Origin of the sequence: Vogesella margarita, from assembly GCF_028548475.1 — a bacterium.
GTDB classification, from domain to species: Bacteria; Pseudomonadota; Gammaproteobacteria; order Burkholderiales; family Chromobacteriaceae; genus Vogesella; species Vogesella margarita.
This window is the reverse complement of record NZ_JAQQLE010000001.1, coordinates 402721-419201: the sequence shown is the minus strand read 5'-3', so window position 1 is coordinate 419201 and position 16481 is coordinate 402721. Positions and strand designations below refer to the sequence as shown.

Genomic DNA, 16481 nt, shown 5'->3' with positions numbered 1-16481 from the left:
TCCTATCCTTTATGCATTTTGTGGGCACGGCAGCGTACAATCGTTGCCCGCCCTATTGTTTGTGCTTGCCATCATGTCATCCCTGTCCCGATTGTTCCAGTACGCGCGGCGCTATCGCCGTGACGTGTACCTGGCCAGCAGTTTTTCCGTGGTCAACAAGTTCTTCGACATCCTGCCCGAGGTGCTGATCGGCGTGGCGGTGGACGTGGTGGTCAACCGCGACGCGTCCTTCCTGGCGGCACTGGGCGTGACCGACGCCTTCAGCCAGCTGCTGTGGCTGGGCTTGCTGACGGTGCTGATCTGGGGCGGCGAGTCGCTGTTCGAGTACCTGTACCAGCTGCGCTGGCGCAATCTGGCGCAGAACCTGCAGCACGAGCTGCGGCTGGATGCCTACCAGCACGTGCAGAAGCTGCCGCTGTCCTACTTCGAGGACAAGAGCACCGGCAAGCTGATGTCGGTGCTCAACGACGACATCAACCAGCTGGAGCGCTTCCTCAACGGCGGCGCCAACAGCATCATCCAGGTGCTGTGCTCGACGGTGATGGTCAGCGCGGTGTTCTTCTACCTGGCGCCGACGCTGGCGATGATCGCGCTGGCGCCGATCCCGCTGATCCTGTACGGCACCTTCTGGTTCCAGAAGCGCATCGCGCCGCGCTACGCCGCGGTGCGCGAGGCGGCGGCGGTGATCAGCGGCCGGCTGAACAACAACCTGCTCGGCGTCGCCACCATCAAGGCGTTCACCGCCGAGGCGTTCGAGGCGGCGCACATCCGCGACGCCAGCGAGCACTACCGCGCCACCAACGCCGCCGCCATCCGCCTGTCGTCGGCCATCATCCCGGTGATCCGCATGGCCATCCTGTCCGGCTTCGTGGTGACGCTGGTGTACGGTGGCCACCTGGCGCTCACCGGCGCCATCGGCGTCGGCAGCTATTCGGTGCTGGTGTTCCTGACCCAGCGCCTGCTGTGGCCGCTGACCGGCCTCGCCGACATCGCCGACCTGTACCAGCGCTCGATGACCGCCGTCGACCGCGTGCTGGACATCCTGCAGGCGCCGCTGTCCATCGACTACCACGGCAAGCCCCTGCCGCACGACAGCGTCAGCGGCCAGCTGAGCTTCAGCCACCTGACCTTCGGCTACGGCGACCTCACCGTGCTGCACGACATCTCGCTGACCATCCCGCCGGGGCGCACGGTAGCCTTTGTCGGTGCCACCGGCTCCGGCAAGAGCACGCTGGTCAAGCTGCTGCTGCGCTTCTACGACGCGCAGCACGGCGAGATCCGCCTCGACGGCCAGGACATCCGCCAGCTGGCGCTGACCGACCTGCGCCGCGCCATCGGCTATGTCAGCCAGGACGTGTTCCTCACCGACGGCAGCGTGGCGCAGAACATCGCCTACGGCATGCCCGAAGTTGGCCGCGACGCCATCGTCGCCGCCGCACGCGCGGCCGAGGCGCACGAGTTCATCGAACGCCTGCCGCAGGGCTACGACACACCGATCGGCGAGCGCGGCCAGAAGCTGTCCGGCGGCCAGCGCCAGCGGCTGGCACTGGCGCGAGCGATCCTGAAAGACCCGAAGATCCTGATCCTCGACGAGGCCACCAGCGCGGTGGACAACGAGACCGAGGCCGCCATCCAGCGCTCGCTGGACGTGGTGTCGCGCGGCCGCACCACGGTGGTGATCGCGCACCGGCTGTCCACCGTGCGCCACGCGCACTGCATCCACGTGATGGAGCACGGCCGCCTGATCGAGTCCGGCACCCACGACACGCTGTTGGCGCAGGACGGCAGCTACGCCGCGCTGTGGCGGCTGCAGACCGGCGAGCGCAGCGCCGAGCTCGCCTAGCCACCAAGCTTTGATGGAACGGCCCTTGCCATGAAAACAGCCCGGCGTTTGCCGGGCTGTTTGCCTGATGCTGCCGGCGCTTGCGGCCAACGTTGGCCGCAAGCGGCTAGCACCAGCGCCGCACGCGGCGGCAATAGGCGGCATAGTCCTCGCCGAACAGCGCCAGCAGGGCGCGCTCCTCCGGCGCGATCTGGAAGCGGTTCAGCCACAGCACGAACAGCAGCGGCCCCTGCAGCGCCGGCCACTGCTGCAGCCACCAGGCCCAGGCCAGCAGCAGGCACAGCATGCCCAGATACATCGGATTGCGGCTGAGGCGGTAGAAGCCGCTGACCACCAGCACGCTGCTGCGCTGCGGCGTCAGCGGATTGACGGTGGTATGCCGGCGCACGAAGGCCAGCACCGCGCTGCCTTCCAGCAGCACGGCCAGCGCCAGCAGCAGCCATAGCGGCCACTGCACCGCCGACTCCGGCGGCCAGCCGCCGCGCCACCACGCCAGCGCCGCCATCAGCGCGGCACACGTCAGCCCGACCAGCGGCGGTGGGATACGGCACTCCAGCCAGCGCATCATGTTGTCTCCTTTCCCTGTTCATCCCCCAGCCGCACCCGCGCCAGGCGCAGGCCGTTGCCGATCACCAGCAGGCTGGCGCCGACGTCGGCGAACACCGCCATCCACAACGTGGCGACCCCGGCCAGCGCCAGCACGAAGAACAGCAGCTTGATCGCCAGCGCGATCGCGATATTGGCGCGCAGCACCGCCATGCTGCGCCGCGCGTGGGCGAACAGCAAGGGCAGCCGGTCGAGGCGGTCGTCCATCAGCGCCACCTGCGCCGTCTCCAGCGCGGTGTCCGAGCCGGCCGCGCCCATCGCGATGCCCAGCTCCGCCTGCGCCAGCGCCGGTGCGTCGTTGACGCCGTCGCCGACCATCGCCACCGCGCCGTGGCGCTGCGCCGCGGCCAAGCTTTGCAACTTGTCGTCCGGCAGCAGCCCGCCGTGCGCCTCATCCAGCTTCAACTCGGCGGCGACGCGGCGCACCACCGCCGGCTGGTCGCCGGACAGCATCAGCACGCGCAAGCCCTGCGCCTGCAGCGCGGCGATGCTGTGCTCCGCCTGCGGCCTCAGCGTGTCGTTGACGTGCAGCAGCGCCAGCAACTCGCCGTCCAGCAGCAACAGCAGATAGCCCTCACCCTGTTCCTCCAGCGGCGCCAGCAGCGCGTCCAGCCGCGCCGCCGCCACGCCCTGCGCCAGCGCCAGGCGGCGGTTGCCCAGCGCCAGTTGCCGGCCACCGATGCTGCCCAGCATGCCCTGCCCCGGCCGCTCCGTCACCGCGCCGTGCAGCGCGGCGGCCGCAACGTTGGCCGCCGCCGCGCGCCGGCACACCGCGCGCGCCAGCGGATGGGTGGAGTGCTGCTCCAGCGCCGCCGCCAGCGCCAGCACCGTCGCCTCGTCGTGGCCGTCGGCCAGCGGCTCGACGCGCGTCACCGCCACCGTGCCGCTGGTGAGGGTGCCGGTCTTGTCCAGCGCCACGGTGCGCACGCGCGCGGCGGCTTCCAGCGCGGCGCCGCCCTTGATCAGCATGCCGTGGCGCGCGCCGGCGGCCAGGGCCGACACCAGCGTCACCGGGGTGGCGATCACCAGCGCGCAGGGGCAGGCGATCACCAGCAGCACCAGCGCCTGGTACAGCGCCGCCTGCCAGCCCATCAGCCCCAACATCGGCAGCGCCACCGCCAGCAGCACGGCCAGCGCCACCACCAGCGGCGTATAGCGCGCGGCGAAGCGGTCGATGAAGCGCTGCGTCGGCGCCTTGCCGGCCTGCGCCTCGCGCACGCTGCGGATGATGCGCGCCAGCACGCTGCCGTCGGCCGGCGCGGTGACGCGCAGCTGCACCAGCGCGCCGCCGTTGATGGTGCCGGCGTACACCGCATCGCCCGGCCCCTTGTCCAGCGGCAGGCTCTCGCCGGTGATCGGCGCCTCGTCGAACTGGCTGTGGCCGGCGATGATCTCGCCGTCCAGCGGCACCCGCTCGCCGGGGCGCACGCGCACGGTGCGGCCAACCTTGACCTCGGCCACCGCCACTTCCTGCCAGCCGTCGCCGTGCTGCACCCAGGCGGTTTCCGGACGCAGCGCCATCAGCGCCTTCACCGCGTCGCCGGCGCGCGCCAGCGCCCGCGCCTCCAGCTTTTCCGACAGGGCGAACAGGAACAGCACCATCGCCGCTTCCGGCCACTGCCCGAGCAGCATCGCGCCGAGCACCGCCACGCTCATCAGGAAATAGATGTTCAGCGTCGCCGTCTTCAACGCGAACCAGCCCTTGCGCGCGGTGCTTCGCCCGGCCAGCAGCATCGCCGGCACGGCGCAGGCCACCACCGGCACACTGGCGTCGCCGGCGCCGCCGAAGGCCAGCGCCTCGGCCAGCACCGCGAGGGCACCGGCCAGCCACAGCTGCCAGCCAGCCTGGCCGTGTGTGGTGGCGACGGCTGGGGCGGCACTCGCGTGCAGCGTGGCGGGCATGCCGATCGCGGACAGCGCGACCAGCACCTCGGTCTCGGCCACGCCGTCGTGGTACAACGTCACCGTGCGCTCGATGTAGTTGAAGGACAGGTCGTTGACGCCGGCCAGCGGGCGCAAAACCTTGGCGATCAGCTGGCCCTCGGTCGGGCAGTCCATCGCCGGAATCGCCAGTTGCAGGCGGGTACCGGCGGCGTTGGCCGGTGGCGAAGTCTCGTCATGGGCGTGAGCGGCGTGATCGTGGGCCGCATGGTCGTGACCCGCATGGTCGTGACCGGCGTGCTCCGACGTAGCGCAGCTGGCGTGTTGATGCTTGCAACAAGAGGACATGGTGGGCTCCCGCAGATTTCATTCGTGTATTGCACACCCTGTAGCTACTATAGGGTCAAGCGGCAATTCATGAGACGGGAGCAGGCTGATGCAAATCGGGGAACTGGCCAGACAGACTGGCTGCGAGGTGGAAACCATACGCTACTACGAGCGCGAGGGGCTGCTGCCGGCGCCGGCGCGCAGCGCCAGCGGTTATCGCAGCTACGAACCGCAGCACGTCGAGCAGCTCAACTTCATCCGCCACTGCCGCTCGCTGGGCATGTCGCTGGCCGACATCCGCCAGCTGGCCGACTACCACCGGCATCCGGCACCGGAGCCGTGCGACCGCGTCAATGCGCTGATCGACGACCAGATCCGCCGCGTGCACAGCCAGATCGAAACCCTGCAGCAACTGGAGCGGCAGTTGCAGGCCCTGCGCGACCGTTGCCACAGCCCGCACACGCTGGCCGATTGCGGCATCCTAAAAACGCTGGAAGATGCCTCCAGCGGCGAGCCCTGCGTCTGCCATCCGACGGCGACGGACAAAAAAATAGCCGGCTAGATAGCCGGCCTAACAACGCTCGTAAGGGGAATCCAAGGAATACACCTCGTACCTCATCCCCGGTGGTACGAGGCATCAGTCAATTCTGATTCAGCACTCGGCTGATGCCTTCAACGGTATCGCTACCGCTGTCACAACCTGCCACTGGCGGCGCGAGTCGGGAGGAGAATCCGTTCTGCAGCCTGGGTGCCAGTGCCGGTTGTCGTTACGAGCCACAACACAACACAGAGAGTGAGTGCAGTATAAGCAGGCGCCAGCCATTCCGGAAATGAATTAAAATTATCAAAATCATTCCACGGCGGAATCATTTAGCGCCGGGCAAAAAAAGAGCCGGCTAAGTAGCCGGCCTAACAACGCTCGTAAGGGGAATCCAAGGAATAAACCTCGTACACAATCCCCGGATGTACGAGGCATCAGTTAATTCTGATTCAGCACTCGGCTGATGCCTTTCAGCAGCATCGCTACCACTGATTACAACCTGCCACTGGCGGCGCGAGTCGGGAGGAGAATCCGTTCTGCAGCCTGGGTGCCAGTGCCGGTTGTCGTTACGAGCCACAACACAACACAGAGAGTGAGTGCAGTATAAGCAGGCGCTAGCCATTCCGGAAATGAATTAAAATTATCAAAATCATTCCACAGTGGAATCATCTAGCGCCGGGCAAAAAAAGAGCCGGCTAAGTAGCCGGCCTAACATGCTCGTAAGGGGAATCCAAGGAATAAACCTCGTACACAATCCCCGGATGTACGAGGCATCAGTCAATTCTGATTCAGCACTCGGCTGATGCCTTCAACGGTATCGCTACCGCTGTCACAACCTGTCACTGGCGGCGCGAGTCGGGAGGAGAATCCGTTCTGCAGCCTGGGTGCCAGTGCCGATTGTCGTTACGAGCCACAACACAACACAGAGAGTGATTGCAGTATAGGTAGCTGCCGTCCATTCTGGAAATGAATTAAAATTATAAAATCAATTCCATTAAAGAATAGTCAAGATGGACATCAAGGCGCTGCGTTACTTTACCGAGCTGGTACGCCAGCAGAACTTCACCCGCGCCGCCGAGGCGCTGTTTGTCACCCAGCCCACCATCAGCAAGATGGTGAAACAGCTGGAGGACGAGATCGGCAGCCCTCTGCTGATCCGCGAGGGCAAGAGCTTCCACCTCACCGATGCCGGCCGCGTGGTGTACCAGCGTGGCCAGGACGTGCTGGCGGCGCAGATGCGCCTCAACAGCCAGCTGGCGGAGCTGGCGGAGCTGGCGCGCGGCGAGCTGGTGGTCGGCCTGCCGCCGATGACCGGCGGCGCCTTCTTCGCGCCGGTGGTCGGTGCCTTCCGCGACCGCTACCCCAATGTCGAGCTGAAGATGGTGGAAGACGGCGCCCGCGCCATCGAAAGCAGCGTGCGCAACGGCCTGCTGGAAATCGGCGCCGCGGTACTACCGGTGGACAACAGCGTGTTCGAAAGCCTGAGCCTGGTGCGCGACCGGCTGTGCCTGATCGCACCCACCGGCAGCCCGTGGCACGGCTTGGACAGCGTCACCCTGCTCGACATCGCCGACCGGCCGCTGGTGTTCTACCCGGAGGACTTCTCGCTCAGCGCGCGCATCACCGACGCCTTCCGCCTGCTCGGCAAGAGCGTGCACATCGCCGGGCGCAGCGCGCACTGGGACTTCATCGCCGCGATGGTGGAGGCGCGGCTCGGCATCGCGCTGCTGCCGGAGGTGGTGGCGCGCCACCTGGAGCCGCATCGCTTCGACGTGGTGCCGGTCGACGAGGAGCGCATCGTGTGGCACATCGGCCTGATCTGGAAGAAGGACAGCTACCTGTCGCACGCCGCCCGCGCCTGGATCACGCTGACCCGCGAAATCCTGCTGCCGGGACACTGAGCCGCACGCGACAGCAGACGCGGAGCGACACAAGGTTGGCCGCAAACCTTGCGGCCAACCTTGCTGCCACATAATGAAAAACGCCACCGCGAACGGTGGCGTTGTGCTGTGATCAGGCAGTCTTGCGACTTAGATCATGCCCTTGCTTTTCAGCAGTTCGAACATGGTCTTGCCGATCTCGGCCGGGCTGCGAGTGTAGGCGATGCCAGCCTGCTCGAAAGCCTTGAACTTCTCTTCGGCAGTACCCTTGCCACCGGAGATGATGGCGCCAGCGTGGCCCATGCGCTTGCCCTTAGGCGCAGTCACACCGGCGATATAGCCAACTACCGGCTTGGTCACGTAGGCCTTGGCGAATTCGGCCGCTTCTTCTTCAGCGGAGCCGCCGATTTCACCGATCATCACGATGGCGTCGGTATCCGGATCGTCCTGGAACAGTTTCAGGGCGTCGATATGGCTGGTGCCAGGGATCGGGTCGCCACCGATACCGATACATGTGGACTGGCCCAGACCCAGAGCGGTGGTTTGTGCCACGGCTTCGTAAGTCAGGGTACCGGAACGGGACACGATACCGATGCGGCCCGGGTTGTGGATGTGCCACGGCATGATGCCGATCTTGCACTCGCCCGGAGTGATGATACCTGGGCAGTTAGGGCCGATCAGGCGGATGCCGGCTTCGTCGACGGCTTTCTTCACGTACAGCATGTCCAGAGTCGGCACGCCTTCGGTGATGCACACGATCAGCTTCACGCCGGAATCGATGGCTTCCAGGATGGAGTCCTTGGCGAAAGCTGCCGGTACGTAGATCACCGAGGCATCAGCCTGGGTCTGGCGTACGGCGTCTTTCATGGTGTTGAACACTGGCAGGCCCAGGTGCTCGGAACCACCCTTGCCCGGAGTCACGCCACCGACAACCTTGGTGCCGACTTTCAGCGCCTGTTCGGCGTGGAAAGTACCGTTCTTGCCGGTGAAGCCTTGCACCAGCACTTTCGTATCTTTGTTTACCAATACGCTCATTTTGAAATCCTTATGCGGTGCAGGTGATTAAAGCGCGGCAACGGCAGCAACGATCTTCTCGGCTGCGTCGTTCAGGCCTTGGGCGGAGGTCAGTTTCAGACCGGACTCGTCCAGGATCTTGGCGCCCAGTTCAGCGTTGTTGCCTTCCAGGCGTACAACGACAGGAACGGTCACGTTCACTTCCTTAACAGCAGCGATAATCGCTTCGGCGATCATGTCGCAACGAACGATACCGCCGAAGATGTTGATCAGCACGCCCTTGACCGAGGTATCGGCCAGGATCAGCTTGAACGCCTCGATCACGCGCTCTTTGGTCGCGCCGCCGCCCACGTCCAGGAAGTTGGCTGGCTGGCCGCCTTTCAGCTTGATGATGTCCATGGTGGCCATCGCCAGACCGGCGCCGTTCACCATGCAGCCGATGTTACCTTCCAGGGCCACGTAGTTCAGGTCGAACTCGGAAGCCTTCACTTCGCGCTCGTTTTCCTGCGACTTGTCGCGCTGGGCCAGCAGCTCAGGGTGACGATACAGGGCGTTGGAGTCGAGGTTGATCTTGCCGTCGACGCAAGCCAGTTCGCCATTTTCACGCAGTGCCAGCGGGTTCACTTCGAACAGGGCGAAGTCGTTGGACACGAAGGCATCGTAGGCGCCCAGCATCAGCTTGGTGAACTCACCGATCTGCTTGCCGGACAGGCCCAGAGCGAACGCGCAATCGCGTGCCTGGAACGGCTGCATGCCGACCAGCGGATCCACTTCCACCTTGATGATTTTTTCCGGAGTTTCTTCCGCTACTTTTTCGATTTCCACGCCGCCTTCGGTGGAAACCATGAACACCACGCGCTGGGAACCGCGGTCAACCACGGCGCCCAGGTACAGTTCGCGCTGCACCGGGTACATGTCTTCGCATACCAGTACGCTATGAACCGGCTGGCCGGCAGCGTCGGTCTGGTAGGTCACCAGGTTGGTGCCGATCAGGCTCTTGGCCACTTCGGCTGCTTCTTCGCGGCTTTTCACCACTTTCACGCCACCTGCCTTGCCACGGCCACCGGCGTGGACCTGGGCTTTGACAACAGCAAATTTGCCGCCCAGAGTGTCGTAAGCAGCAGCAGCCTCTTCTGGCGAGTTCGCCAGGATGCCCTTTTGCACCGGCAGGCCGTACTTGGCCAGCAGCTCTTTCGCTTGGTATTCGTGCAGGTTCATTGAGTTTCCTTTCGGTTGGATAGTCGGCAAGCCTTGCGGCCAACCTTGCTATGCCTGTAATTCTGCGATTGTACCGCCCGCGGTGCGGGCGGTCTTGTTTAATCGTGCAGCTTGCTTAGCCGTGCAGCGCGCGCTTGTCGGCAGCCAGGGCTGCTTCGTGCACCACTTCGGACAGGCTTGGATGGGCGTGAACAATGCGGGCCAGGTCTTCGCTGGCCGCCTTGAACTCCATCGACACCACGCCTTCGGTCACCAGCTCGGACACCATCGGGCCGATCATGTGCAGGCCGAGGATGCGGTCGGTCTTGGCGCAGGCCAGCAGCTTGACGGTGCCCTGTGCCTGCCCCAGGCCCAGCGCGCGACCGTTGGCCGCAAAGCCGGAGGTGCCCTTCTTGTACTCGATGCCTTCGGCCTTGAGCTGCTCTTCGGTCTTGCCGACCCAGGCGATTTCCGGCGAGGTGTAGATCACCCACGGAATCACGCCGAAGTCCACGTGCGGCTTCTGGCCGGCGATACGCTCGGCCACGGCCACGCCCTCTTCCGACGCCTTGTGCGCCAGCATCGGGCCACGTACCACGTCGCCAATCGCCCACACGTTCGGCAGGTTGGTCAGGCAGTGGTCATCGACGACCACGAAACCGCGCTCGTCCAGCTGCAGGCCGACGGTTTCGGCGCCGAGGCCGGCCGTGTGCGGCACGCGGCCGATGGATACGATCAGCTTGTCGAACTCGGCCTTCACGGCTTCGCCGTTCAGCTCGTAGTTGACGGTCACGCCCTTGTCGCCCTTGACGATCTCGCCGATCTTCACGCCCAGCTTGATGTCGAGGCCGGTGTCACGGGTCAGCGTCTTGAACGCTTCCTTGGCGATCTGCTGGTCGGCAGCGGCAAGGAAGGTCGGCATGGCTTCCAGGATGGTCACGTCGGCGCCGAGGCGCTTCCATACCGAACCCATTTCCAGGCCGATCACGCCGGCACCGATCACGCCCAGGCGGGCCGGCACTTCTGCCAGCGCCAGTGCGCCTTCGTTGTCCAGCACGATCTGGTTGTCTGTCGGCAGGCCCGGCAGCTGACGCGGGCTGGAGCCGGTGGCCACGATCACGTGGCTGGCTTCCAGGGTATCGACCACGGCACCGTTGTCGGTCACTTCGATGACCCACTTCTCGCCCTGGCGGCCTTTCAGGCTACCCAGACCGTGCACATTGGCCACCTTGTTCTTCTTGAACAGGAAGGCAATGCCACCGGCGTTCTTGGTGATGATGTCGTTCTTGCGCGCCAGCATCTTGGCCACGTCCATCTGGGCGCCGTCGACGCTGATGCCGTGCTTCTGGAAGTCGTGCTGTACGGCGTGGAAGTTTTCCGACGACTGCAGCAGTGCCTTGGACGGAATGCAACCGACGTTGAGGCAGGTACCACCCAGCGAAGGCTTGCCTTCCGGGTTCTTGGTGGCGTCCACGCAAGCGGTGCTGAAGCCCAGCTGGGCAGCACGGATGGCTGCGACATAGCCGCCTGGGCCGCCGCCGATGACCACCACGTCAAACTGTTGACTCATGATTGTTCCTTGTATTCATTGCGGCCAACCTCACAAGGTTGGCCGCAACCGGGAAAGCGGGACCAGCCGTCCCGGACTGGCTTACAGGTCGAGGATCAGGCGGGCCGGATCTTCGATCGCGTCCTTGATCGCTACCAGCGACAGCACCGCTTCGCGGCCGTCGATGATGCGGTGGTCGTAGGACTGCGCCAGGTACATCATCGGACGTACTACCACCTGGCCGTTTTCAACCACGGCGCGCTCCTTGGTGGCGTGCATGCCGAGGATGGCGGACTGTGGCGGGTTGATGATCGGGGTCGACATCATGGAGCCGAAGGTGCCACCGTTGGAGATGGTGTAGGTACCGCCGGTCAGCTCTTCCACGGTCAGCTTGCCTTCCTGCGCACGCTTGCCGAATTCGGCGATCTGCTTCTCGATGTCGGCCAGGCTCAACTGGTCGGCATTGCGGATCACCGGTACCACCAGACCACGCGGGCTGCCAACGGCGACGCCGATGTCGAAGTAGCCGTGGTAGATGATGTCGTTGCCGTCAACCGAGGCGTTCACGATCGGGTATTTCTTCAGCGCGGCCACGGCGGCCTTGACGAAGAAGCCCATGAAGCCCAGCTTCACGCCGTGCTCTTTCTCGAACTTGTCCTTGTACTTGGCACGCAGCTCCATCAGCGGCTTCATGTTCACTTCGTTGAAAGTGGTCAGAATCGCGTTGGTCTGTTGCGATTGCAGCAGGCGCTCGGCCACGCGCTGGCGGAGACGGGACATCGCCACGCGCTGTTCCGGACGGCCGGAAGCGTCAGCGGCAACCGGTGGCAGCGGTGCTACCGGCTTGGCAGCAGCGGCAGCCGGTTTGGCGGCGGCAGCGGCAACGTCTTCTTTCAGGATGCGACCGTCACGACCGGAGCCGGCCACGCCAGCCAGGTCCACGCCGGTTTCGGCAGCCAGCTTGGCAGCCGACGGCATAGCCGCGCCGCCTGGCGCAGCAGCCTGTACCGGTGCCGCGGCAACCGGAGCCGGGGCAGCAGCAGCGGCCGGGGCGGCATCGCCGGCGGTAGCGGCGGTGTCGATGCGGGCGATCAGCTGACCGGATACCACGGTCGCGCCATCCTGCTCGATGATCTCGACGATCACACCGGCCAGTGGTGCCGGCAGTTCCAGCACGACCTTGTCGGTCTCCAGGTCGATCAGGTTCTCGTCACGGGCGACGGCCTGGCCGACACTCTTGTGCCAGGACATCAGGGTGGCTTCGGAAACCGATTCCGGCAACTGCGGCACTTTCACTTCGATAATGGCCATGTTCTTCTCCGTTTGGGGGCGGCTGGCGGCCGCCCTTTGTTCTACAGGTGTTATTTGTTAACCGACATGGCTTCTTCGATGAAGCCCTTCAGTTGCGCAACGTGCTTGCTCATGTAACCCACGGCCGGCGATGCGGACGACGGACGACCGGCAAACAGCAGGTTCTGCTTGGCGCCGAGGAGGCTTTCCAGGCGATGGCGGATCTGGTACCAGGCACCCTGGTTACGCGGCTCTTCCTGAACCCACATGATTTCCTTCACGTGGGAGAAGCGGGCCAGCTCGGCCTGCAGCTGTTCGGTCGGGAACGGATACAGCTGCTCGACGCGGATGATCGCCACTTCGTTGTCCAGCTCGCGCTCTTTGCGGCCGTTGACCAGATCGTAGTAGACCTGACCGGAACACAGGATCACGCGCTTCACCGCCTTGGCATCGCTGATGCCGGCATCGCCGATCACCGGACGGAAGCTGTGGGAAGTGAAGTCTTCCAGCGGGCTCATCGCATCCTTGTAGCGCAGCAGGCGCTTGGACAGGAAGATCACCAGCGGCTTGCGGTACGGACGCAGTACCTGGCGGCGCAGCACGTGGAACATCTGGCTGGCTTCGGACGGCATCACGATCTGCATATTGTGCTCGGCGCACAGCTGCAGCCAGCGTTCCAGACGCGCGGAGGAGTGCTCCGGACCCTGGCCATCGTAGCCGTGCGGCAGGATGGTGGTCAGGCCGCACAGACGGCCCCACTTGGTTTCGCCGGAGGAGATGAACTGGTCGATCGCGACCTGAGCGCCGTTGGCGAAGTCGCCGAACTGGGCTTCCCAGATCACCAGCTGGTCCGGTGCCGAGCAGGCGTAGCCGTACTCGTAAGCGAGGACCGCCTCTTCGTTCAGGATGGAGTCGATCACCAGGAAATCGGCCTGGTTGTCGGACATGTTGCGCAGCGGCACGTAGGTGCCCTGGTCCCAGCGCTCGCGGTTCTGGTCGTGCACGACAGCATGACGGTGCGAGAAGGTGCCGCGGCCGGAGTCTTCACCGGAGATGCGCACGCCGTAACCGTTGGTCACCAGGCTGGCGTAGGCCAGCGTTTCGGCCATGCCCCAGTCGATCGCCTGCTCGCCGGCAGCCATCGCGCGACGGGCGTCCTGTACACGCTTCACGGTCGGGTGCAGCTTGTAGTTTTCCGGCACGGTGGTGAACTTCTCGGCCAGACGCTGGATATCGGCGTGCGGCAGCGAGGTGTCGGTCGGGTGCGCCCAGTGGGTGCCCTGGTACTGCGACCAGTCCAGCGCGTGTTCACGGCGGTAGTTGGACAGTACGGTCTGCTCGACGTGTTCGCCCTTGTCCAGCGCGTCGCGGTAGGCCTGGATGAAGTTGTCGGCTTCGGCGGCGGTCAGCACGCCCTCGCTCACCAGACGCTCGGCGTACATCGCGCGCACGCCGCCGTGCTTGGCGATCTTCTTGTACATCATCGGCTGGGTCAGGAACGGGTCGTCGCCCTCGTTGTGGCCCAGTTTGCGGTAGCAGACGAGGTCGATGACCACGTCCTTGTTGAACTTCATGCGGAAGTCCAGCGCCGCCTGCATCACGTAGCACACCGCTTCCGGATCGTCGCCGTTCACGTGGAAGATCGGTGCCTCGATCATCTTCGCCACGTCGGTACAGTACAGCGTGGAACGCATGTCGCGGGTATCGGAGGTGGTGAAGCCGACCTGGTTGTTGATCACGATGTGCAGCGTGCCGCCAGTACCGTAACCGCGCGTCTGCGACAGGTTGAAGGTGCCCTGGTTGACGCCGAGACCGGCAAAGGCGGAGTCACCGTGGATCAGCACCGGTACCGCGGCCTTGCGCTCGCTGTCCTTGCGGCGATCCTGGCGCGCGCGCACCGAACCCTCGACCACCGGGTTGACGATTTCCAGGTGCGACGGGTTGAACGCCAGCGACACGTGCATCGGGCCGTTGGCGGTCGGGATGTCGGAGGAGAAGCCCATGTGGTACTTCACGTCGCCGGAGGCCAGCTCCTGCGCCGCCTTGCCTTCGAACTCGGCGAACAGGTCGCGCGGCTGCTTGCCCAGGGTGTTGACCAGCACGTTCAGGCGGCCACGGTGGGCCATACCGATGATCAGCTCTTCCACGCCCACCGAAGTGGCGTTCTGGATCAGGTGGTCCAGCGCGGCGATGGCGGATTCGCCACCTTCCAGCGAGAAGCGCTTCTGGCCGACGTACTTGGTGTGCAGGTAGCGTTCCAGCGTTTCGGCAGCGGTGATCTGCTTGAAGATGCGCTTTTTCTTGTCGGCGTTGTAGTGCGGGGTCGACAGGTCACCCTCGAAGCGCTTCTGTACCCAGTGCTTTTCTTCGGAGTTGGTGATGTGCATGTACTCGACGCCGATATTGCCGCAGTAGGTCTGCTTCAGACGGGCAATGATCTCGGACAGCGGCAGCTTTTGCGGCGCTACCAGCGAGCCGACGTTGAAGTGCACCGCCATGTCGGCATCGGTCAGGCCGTGGGTGGCGTGATCCAGCTCGCGCAGCGTTGCCTGGTCCATGCGCTTGAGCGGGTCGAGGTTGGCCTGGCGCGAACCCAGTACGCGGTAGGCCGAGATCAGCTTCAGCACCGCCACCTGTTTCTGCATCGACTCCCAATCGGCGGCGGCGCTGCTGCGCGACGCTGCCGGCGGGCGCTTGGCCAGCTGGATGAAGGATTCCTGGATCGGCTGGTGGGCGACATCACGCTCGGCAGCACCAGGCGCGGAAGAAAGCTTGTCGAAGTAGTCCCGCCATTCCTGCGAAACGACTGTCGGATCAGCGAGGTACTGCTCGTAGAGATCCTCGATGAACGGTGCATTCCCACCAAACAGGTAGGAATGACTGTACATGGATTGCATCATTATTCGACCCTTTTGTCTGCGTTGCTGCTTTGCAAAAACCGTTTTGACAAAGAGAGTGGGGTCAACCGCCCCGCTCCCTTTGACAGAACGCTCTGCCTGCCCCGGGGGACAGAACAAGGTTGGCCGCACGCTGCGGCCAACCTTGATTACTGCTTAGCGATTGCCTTCGTCGATGAAGTCACGACGCGGCGAACCGGTGTACAGCTGGCGCGGACGGCCGATCTTCATCGCCGGATCGGCGATCATTTCGGTCCAGTGCGAGATCCAGCCCACGGTACGTGCCAGCGCGAAGATCGGCGTGAACATCGATACCGGGATACCGATCGCGGACAGCACGATGCCGGAGTAGAAGTCGACGTTCGGGTACAGCTTGCGCTCGATGAAGTACGGATCTTCCAGCGCGATCTTTTCCAGTTCCATGGCCAGCTTGAACTTCGGATCGTTCTGCAGACCCAGTTCGGTCAGCACTTCGTCGCAGGTCTTCTTCATGATGGCGGCGCGCGGGTCCATGTTCTTGTACACGCGGTGGCCGAAGCCCATCAGCTTGTAGCGCTTGTCCTTCACGCCCTGCATGAATTCGGCCACGTTGTCCACGGAACCGATTTCGTCCAGCATCTTCAGTACGGCCTCGTTGGCGCCGCCGTGCGACGGGCCCCACAGGCAGGCGATACCGGCCGCGATACACGCGAACGGGTTGGCACCGGAGGAGCCGGCCAGACGCACGGTGGAGGTGGAGGCGTTCTGCTCGTGGTCGGCGTGCAGGGTGAAGATGCGGTCCAGCGCGCGCGCGGTCACGGCATTCACCTTGTACTCTTCGCACGGGGTGGAGAACATCATGTGCAGGAAGTTCTCGGCGTAGGTCAGGCCGTTCTTCGGATAGGAGAACGGCAGGCCCTTGTTGTAGCGATACGCCTGGGCCGCGATGTTCGGCAGCTTGGCGATCAGGCGGTGTGCCGAGATCTTGCGGTGATCCGCGTTGTTGATGTCCAGCGAGTCGTGATAGAACGCGGACAGCGCGCCCACCACACCGACCATCACGGCCATCGGGTGTGCGTCGCGGCGGAAGCCCTTGTAGAAGCTGATGATCTGGTCGTGCAGCATGTTGTGACGCATGATGCCGCGCTCGAATTCCTTGCGCTGTTCTGCGGTCGGCAGTTCGCCGTTCAGCAGCAGGTAGCAGACTTCGAGGTAGTCGCTCTTCTCGGCCAGTTGCTCGATCGGGTAGCCGCGGTAGTACAGCTGGCCGACATCACCGTCGATAAAGGTGATGGCGGACTCGCAGCTGGCGGTCGCCAGGAAGCCCGGGTCGAAGGTGAACATGCCGGTCTTGGAGAAGGCGCGGATGTCAACGACGTCCGGACCGAGGGTACCTTTCAGTACCGGCATATCCAGCGTGTCTTTGCCTTCGTTGTAGGTGAGCGTCACTTTACGATTGTTTTCCACAGCAATACTC

11 protein-coding genes are annotated in these 16481 nt (G+C 64.3%); 3 read left to right on the top strand and 8 right to left on the bottom strand.

What is annotated here, in order from left to right; all coding sequences use genetic code 11:
- The first annotated feature begins 73 nt into the window (after positions 1-73).
- Complete coding sequence (locus PQU96_RS02050; RefSeq protein ID WP_272770602.1) at positions 74-1843, top strand: ABC transporter ATP-binding protein; 1770 nt, start codon at positions 74-76, stop codon at positions 1841-1843.
- Positions 1844-1949: 106 nt separating this feature from the next.
- On the opposite strand, the gene PQU96_RS02045 is transcribed toward PQU96_RS02050, so the two are convergent.
- Both PQU96_RS02045 and PQU96_RS02040 read right to left on the bottom strand, forming a co-directional pair.
- Complete coding sequence (locus PQU96_RS02045) at positions 1950-2411, bottom strand: methyltransferase family protein (protein WP_272770601.1); 462 nt, start codon at positions 2409-2411, stop codon at positions 1950-1952.
- A complete protein-coding gene (locus PQU96_RS02040; RefSeq protein ID WP_272770600.1) occupies positions 2408-4678 on the bottom strand; it encodes a heavy metal translocating P-type ATPase in 2271 nt (756 codons plus the stop codon). The genes PQU96_RS02045 and PQU96_RS02040 overlap by 4 nt, the downstream gene beginning before the upstream one ends.
- Before the next feature lie 88 nt (positions 4679-4766).
- Between PQU96_RS02040 and cadR the strand changes: the two genes are divergently transcribed.
- Together cadR and PQU96_RS02030 are read left to right on the top strand one after the other, a co-directional pair.
- Entirely contained in the window at positions 4767-5219 is a 453-nt protein-coding gene (gene cadR, locus PQU96_RS02035; RefSeq protein ID WP_272770599.1) for a Cd(II)/Pb(II)-responsive transcriptional regulator, read from the top strand.
- Between the two features lie 989 nt (positions 5220-6208).
- Complete coding sequence (locus PQU96_RS02030) at positions 6209-7099, top strand: LysR family transcriptional regulator (protein ID WP_272770598.1); 891 nt, start codon at positions 6209-6211, stop codon at positions 7097-7099.
- Positions 7100-7228: 129 nt separating this feature from the next.
- On the opposite strand, the gene sucD is transcribed toward PQU96_RS02030, so the two are convergent.
- The 6 genes from sucD to gltA all read right to left on the bottom strand — a co-directional run bounded on the left by sucD (position 7229) and on the right by gltA (position 16471).
- Positions 7229-8113, bottom strand: coding sequence for a succinate--CoA ligase subunit alpha (gene sucD / locus PQU96_RS02025; RefSeq protein ID WP_189354411.1), 885 nt, complete (start codon positions 8111-8113; stop codon positions 7229-7231).
- Between the two features lie 27 nt (positions 8114-8140).
- Complete coding sequence (gene sucC / locus PQU96_RS02020) at positions 8141-9310, bottom strand: ADP-forming succinate--CoA ligase subunit beta (RefSeq protein ID WP_189354413.1); 1170 nt, start codon at positions 9308-9310, stop codon at positions 8141-8143.
- A gap of 115 nt (positions 9311-9425) precedes the next feature.
- The gene (lpdA, locus tag PQU96_RS02015; protein WP_272770597.1) at positions 9426-10859 is read right to left on the bottom strand and encodes a dihydrolipoyl dehydrogenase; all 1434 of its coding nucleotides are present in this window, start codon (positions 10857-10859) and stop codon (positions 9426-9428) included.
- Positions 10860-10940: 81 nt separating this feature from the next.
- On the bottom strand, positions 10941-12149 hold the full coding sequence (gene odhB, locus PQU96_RS02010; RefSeq protein WP_272770596.1) for a 2-oxoglutarate dehydrogenase complex dihydrolipoyllysine-residue succinyltransferase: 1209 nt from the start codon (positions 12147-12149) through the stop codon (positions 10941-10943).
- A 50-nt stretch (positions 12150-12199) separates the two neighbouring features.
- On the bottom strand, positions 12200-15028 hold the full coding sequence (locus PQU96_RS02005; RefSeq protein ID WP_272770595.1) for a 2-oxoglutarate dehydrogenase E1 component: 2829 nt from the start codon (positions 15026-15028) through the stop codon (positions 12200-12202).
- A gap of 153 nt (positions 15029-15181) precedes the next feature.
- Complete coding sequence (gene gltA / locus PQU96_RS02000) at positions 15182-16471, bottom strand: citrate synthase (protein ID WP_272770594.1); 1290 nt, start codon at positions 16469-16471, stop codon at positions 15182-15184.
- Between the last annotated feature and the right edge of the window lie 10 nt (positions 16472-16481).

Coding starts and splice junctions, on each gene's coding strand:
- cadR (WP_272770599.1), top strand. CDS start 4,767: ATGCAAATCGGGGAACTGGCCAGACAGACTGGCTGCGAGGTGGAAACC.
- PQU96_RS02045 (WP_272770601.1), bottom strand. CDS start 2,411: ATGATGCGCTGGCTGGAGTGCCGTATCCCACCGCCGCTGGTCGGGCTG.
- PQU96_RS02030 (WP_272770598.1), top strand. CDS start 6,209: ATGGACATCAAGGCGCTGCGTTACTTTACCGAGCTGGTACGCCAGCAG.
- lpdA (WP_272770597.1), bottom strand. CDS start 10,859: ATGAGTCAACAGTTTGACGTGGTGGTCATCGGCGGCGGCCCAGGCGGC.
- odhB (WP_272770596.1), bottom strand. CDS start 12,149: ATGGCCATTATCGAAGTGAAAGTGCCGCAGTTGCCGGAATCGGTTTCC.
- sucC (WP_189354413.1), bottom strand. CDS start 9,310: ATGAACCTGCACGAATACCAAGCGAAAGAGCTGCTGGCCAAGTACGGC.
- PQU96_RS02050 (WP_272770602.1), top strand. CDS start 74: ATGTCATCCCTGTCCCGATTGTTCCAGTACGCGCGGCGCTATCGCCGT.
- PQU96_RS02005 (WP_272770595.1), bottom strand. CDS start 15,028: ATGATGCAATCCATGTACAGTCATTCCTACCTGTTTGGTGGGAATGCA.
- PQU96_RS02040 (WP_272770600.1), bottom strand. CDS start 4,678: ATGTCCTCTTGTTGCAAGCATCAACACGCCAGCTGCGCTACGTCGGAG.
- sucD (WP_189354411.1), bottom strand. CDS start 8,113: ATGAGCGTATTGGTAAACAAAGATACGAAAGTGCTGGTGCAAGGCTTC.